The following is a 4,178-nucleotide window of genomic DNA, read 5'->3' as shown; positions in this document are numbered from 1 at the left end:
GGCCTGGGCACCGGGGGCCGGGGCGCCGGGAGCCGGAGCACCGGAGGCCGGACCGCCGCTGGGGGAGCCGCCGGTGGTCGCGGCCGGGGCGGTGGTCGGGGCGCCCTGCGCGCTGCCCGCCGTGTCGTCCTGGCAGGCGGTGAGCGAGAGGGCGGCGGTGACGGCCAGGGCGGCGAAGGCGAGCTTGTGGACGCGCACGGTGTTCTTCCTCCGAGTGGTGCGGCATGGTGCCTGGATCGGTGCGAGCGGGTTTCCGAAGACCAGGACCGCTCTCCCGGACGAACCGTTCCGCCCGGGCCGCACCCAGGACAGTGCTGTGACATGTACGGCCGCGAACCACCCGCTCCGTCACCCGCCGTGCCGTCCCGCGCACCGCCGCCGACCTGCCCGGACGCCGATTTCGTCACGCCGCTGCGCACCGCCGACGCCGGAACCTGGCGCCGGGACAGACCCGTGACCCGGACGACCTTGACCACGGACGCGACGACACCGGGCTCCGCCGCCGGCCGCACCCCGGCCGTGCCGGTGCCGCGGGCGTGGCCCCGTGGCAGGGCGGGGGTTCTTGAAGCTCAGGCGAGATGCATCCCGCGCGACCACGTGCGCGACTCGCACGCCACCGGCGAGAACGGGGGCGAAGGTTGCCTGATGCGGTATCAGGCGGGGTGGCCGGCCCAGACGGCGGGGGTCCGCCGGGCCCAGGGTGTGGCCCGTTCCAGCTGCCCGGCGAGGCGCAGGAGGAGGTCCTCGCGTCCGTATCCCGCGGCGAACTGGATGCCGATGGGCAGTCCGGTGGCGGGGTCGGTCTCCAGGGGGACGGACATGGCGGGGGTGCCCGCGATGTTGATCGCGGCGGTGAAGGGCGACCGGTGGAAGATCTGCTTCAGCCAGCCGGGGCCGTCGGCGCCGTGGGTGCCGTCGGCGTAGGTGCCCAGGGGGACGGGCAGTTCCGGCAGCGTCGGGGTGAGCAGGAGGTCGTGGTGGGCGAAGTACCGGCCGATCGCGCGGCTGACGGTGTTGCGCATGGCGAGCGCGCGGACGAACTCGGCGCCGCTGACCTGCTGTCCGAAGGCGTAGCCGGCGAGGATCTCCGGTTCGAGGGTGGTGGCGTCGACGGGCCGTCCGGTTGCCGCGGCGAGGTCGTCGATCCAGGTCACCAGGTTGGTGGTCCACAGGCGGGTGTTGGCGAGGACGAAGTCGTCCCAGTCGAGGCCGAGGTCGACGTGCACCTCCTCGACGTGGTGGCCCAGGGCCTCGGCGAGCCGGGCGGCACGGGCGGTGGCGTCGGTGACGGTGGCGTCGACGGCCCGCCCGCCCCAGGGACGGGTGAGGAGGCCGATCCGCAGGGAGCCGGGGTCGCGGGTGACCTCCCGGGTGTAGGGGCGCTCGGGTAGCGGGACGGCGTACGGGTCGCCGGTCTCGGGTCCGTGGACGAGGTCGAGCAGTGCGGCGCTGTCGCGCACCGAGCGGCTGAGCGCGCCGTGGACGGCGAGTCCGTTGAACACCTCGTCGGTGTCGGGGCCCATGGGTATCCGGCCGCGGGTCGGCTTCAGTCCGAACAAGCCATTGGCGGCGGCGGGGACGCGGATGGAGCCCGCCGCGTCGGTGGCGTGCGCGATGGGGACGATGCCGGCCGCGACGGCGGCTCCCGATCCGCCGCTGGAGCCGCCGGGGCTGCGGGCCGGGTCCCACGGGTTGCGGGTGGCCCCGTACAGGAGGCCTTCGGTGGTGGTGCTGTAGGCGAACTCCGGTGTGGTGGTGCGGCCGAGGGTCACCAGTCCGGCGCGGCGGAAGCGCGTCATGAGGGTGGAGTCGGAGGCGGCGGTGTTCCCGGCGGCGAGCCGGCTGCCCATTTCCGTGCGCCGGCCGGCCATCGTGACGGCGAGGTCCTTGACGAGGAACGGGACCCCCGCCAGTGGGGTGCTGCCGGGAGCCGGCGTGTCCTGCGCGGGCCAGGTCTCGACGACGGCGTTGATGGTCGGGTTCACCGTCTCGCAGGCCAGCAGGGCGGTCGAGGCGAGTTCGGCGGCGCTCACGTGGCCATGGGCCACCAGGTCGGCCAGGCCGACGCCGTCGTAGGTCACGTACTCGGAGAGCTTCATCGCATCCGTCCAGGGATCGGGCACCGGCAGAGGAGCGATACCGATCAGTATCTGATGAGACCGATCGGTATCGCGTGGGACTGGTCGGTACCGTAGCATCGATGCCAGGCGGCGCAATCCCGCCGCACCGACAAGGGGCCCCGCATGACGAACACGGACAGAGCCGGCAGGCAGAGCCGGGTGGCCACACTGCCGCCCCGCGAGCGGATCCTCGATGCGGCGGAGGAGCTCTTCGCCCGCGAGGGGATCAAGGCCGTCGGCGTCCAGGCCATCGCCGACCGGGCCGGGACCACCAAGATGGCCCTGTACCGGCACTTCGCGACCAAGGACGCACTCGTCGAGGAGTGGCTGCGCATCGTGGCCGCCGACTACACCGCCGCCTTCGACCGGGTCGCGGACGCACACCCCGACGACCCCCGCGCGCAGATCCTCGGGATCGCCCGCTTCATCGCCGACGGCCTCCCGGACATCTCCCACCGCGGATGCCCGTTCATCAACGCCCTGGCCGAACTGCCCGACCGCGCCCACCCGGCACGCCGGCTCATCGAAGCCCACAAGGCCGGCCAGCTGCGCCGCCTCACCGACCTGTGCGTCCGGGCCGCACTGCCGGACCCGGACGAAGCGGCCGCGGAGTTCACCTTCGTCCTCGAAGGAGCCCAGGTGAGCACCCAGAACGGGAGCGTCCAGCGCGCGGACGAGCGCCTCATGAGGATCGTCGGGGCCATCCTGGACCGCCACCCGGCCCCCGCGGCCGCCCGGCGCGCCGGGTCGGCGGCAGCCCGAGGCTGAACGCCCCTCAGGTCCCGCCGGTCACCCGGTGCGCTGCCGGGCCCACGCCGCCTCGGGGCTGACGCAGGAGGAGTTCGCGTCCCGGGCAGGGACGGTCGCCAATGTCCCCGCGCCCGTTCCCCGCTGATCGTCACCGGCATGCCCTCCGCCGCTGGGTGGGTGGCTACGCATGCGGGTGGGGCGTCTGGCAGGATGCAGCCATGCCCGTGCTGCGTGTGAACACCGAGTCCGGTGTGGTGGTCGACGACCCGTCCGATGAGGATCTTCACGAGCTGATCGACGGGCTGTCGTTCAACGGCGGCAACGACTTCCTGGTCCTCGCCCGACTGGACCGGGCCAGTGACCTCTACTTCTTCCAGGTCCTCCAGGACGATGCCGACCGGTTTGTCGTGGAGTACTGCGACGGCGGACCGGAGAACCATTTCGGGACGCATGCGTGGTCGGTCGATGAGGTCCACCGGATGGTGCTGGCCTGGGTCAGGGGCGGCCTTGGCTGGCCGAGCGGTCACGAGTGGAACAAGGTTTCGTACTGAGCGCGGTTGCCGCGTTGTGGTCCGGGACGGCTGTCGGCTGGCAGCGTGTCGTTCGGCGCGGCCGGTGGGTGGCGCAGGCACTCGGCCCGCAACAGCCATTGGATCTGCCGCTGGTGACCCGGTGGTCAGGATCGTTTTGGCGGGCGGCCTGGGCCGTCCGTCGAGGGCTTTGCTTGTTCCGGCCGTGCCCCGGTGCTCAGTTGTCTGGGGCTTCTGGCTCTGCCGGGCGGGCCTGCAGGATCCGGTGGGCGTCGCGCAGGAGGCCGGGTGCCAGCCGCCGGTGGACGGCCGCCAGCGGTGGCCAGAGCCATGCGGCGGGCGGGCGGCGGTAGCGCAGGACGGTGGTCAGCGAGACCTGGCCGTCGTCGACCTGGACGATGAGGTGGCCGGTCAGCATCCAGGAGTGGGCTTCGAGCCGGATCCGGTCGTCGTGGTGTTCGGCGATCCGCCAGCCGGCGACGTACTGCGGTGACGCCTGCCGGTGCAGCCGGAGGCCGAGCAGTGCCCGCCAGATGAACTGGCCCTGGAGTCCGGCAACGTCCTCGAACAGGGCGCGGGCCCAGCGCTCCGGTGACGAGGCCGTGCCGTCGGTGGCGAGGGCGAACGTGTCGGTGTAGCCGGCCTGCCCGGGGCCGAGGAACGTGCGGACCCCCTCGGGGGCCTCGTGCCGCCGGCGCCCGAGCGCAACTTGGCGTAGTCGCCCTCGGCCATCTCGTTGTCGAGGAATTCGTAGAGGTGGTCGAGGACCTCGCCACAC

General features: G+C 72.9%; 4 protein-coding genes and 1 pseudogene. 2 read left to right on the top strand and 3 right to left on the bottom strand.

Translation table 11 applies throughout. The annotated features are described in order from the left end of the window. Both ABZ885_RS36550 and ABZ885_RS36545 read right to left on the bottom strand, forming a co-directional pair. Positions 1-198: pseudogene (locus ABZ885_RS36550) on the bottom strand (DUF4232 domain-containing protein); the annotation flags it as partial. A gap of 455 nt (positions 199-653) precedes the next feature. Next, positions 654-2,099 carry an amidase gene (locus ABZ885_RS36545; protein WP_360198762.1) on the bottom strand — a complete coding sequence of 482 codons (1,446 nt, stop codon included), beginning with the start codon at positions 2,097-2,099 and terminating at the stop codon, positions 654-656. 144 nt (positions 2,100-2,243) lie between these two features. Between ABZ885_RS36545 and ABZ885_RS36540 the strand changes: the two genes are divergently transcribed. Both ABZ885_RS36540 and ABZ885_RS36535 read left to right on the top strand, forming a co-directional pair. Next, positions 2,244-2,888, top strand: a complete 645-nt coding sequence (locus ABZ885_RS36540) for a helix-turn-helix domain-containing protein (protein WP_360198759.1) — start codon at positions 2,244-2,246, stop codon at positions 2,886-2,888. Positions 2,889-3,088: 200 nt separating this feature from the next. Further along, a complete protein-coding gene (locus ABZ885_RS36535) occupies positions 3,089-3,421 on the top strand; it encodes a hypothetical protein (protein WP_360198756.1) in 333 nt (110 codons plus the stop codon). 196 nt (positions 3,422-3,617) lie between these two features. Here the strand turns inward: ABZ885_RS36535 and ABZ885_RS36530 are convergent. Beyond that, the coding region (locus ABZ885_RS36530; RefSeq protein ID WP_360198753.1) for a hypothetical protein at positions 3,618-4,178 on the bottom strand (561 nt) is incomplete at its 5' end.

The organism is Kitasatospora sp. NPDC047058 (genome assembly GCF_040643935.1).
Lineage (GTDB): Bacteria > Actinomycetota > Actinomycetes > Streptomycetales > Streptomycetaceae > Kitasatospora.
Note: the sequence above shows the minus strand (reverse complement) of the source record. Positions and strands in the feature narration are given on the sequence as shown.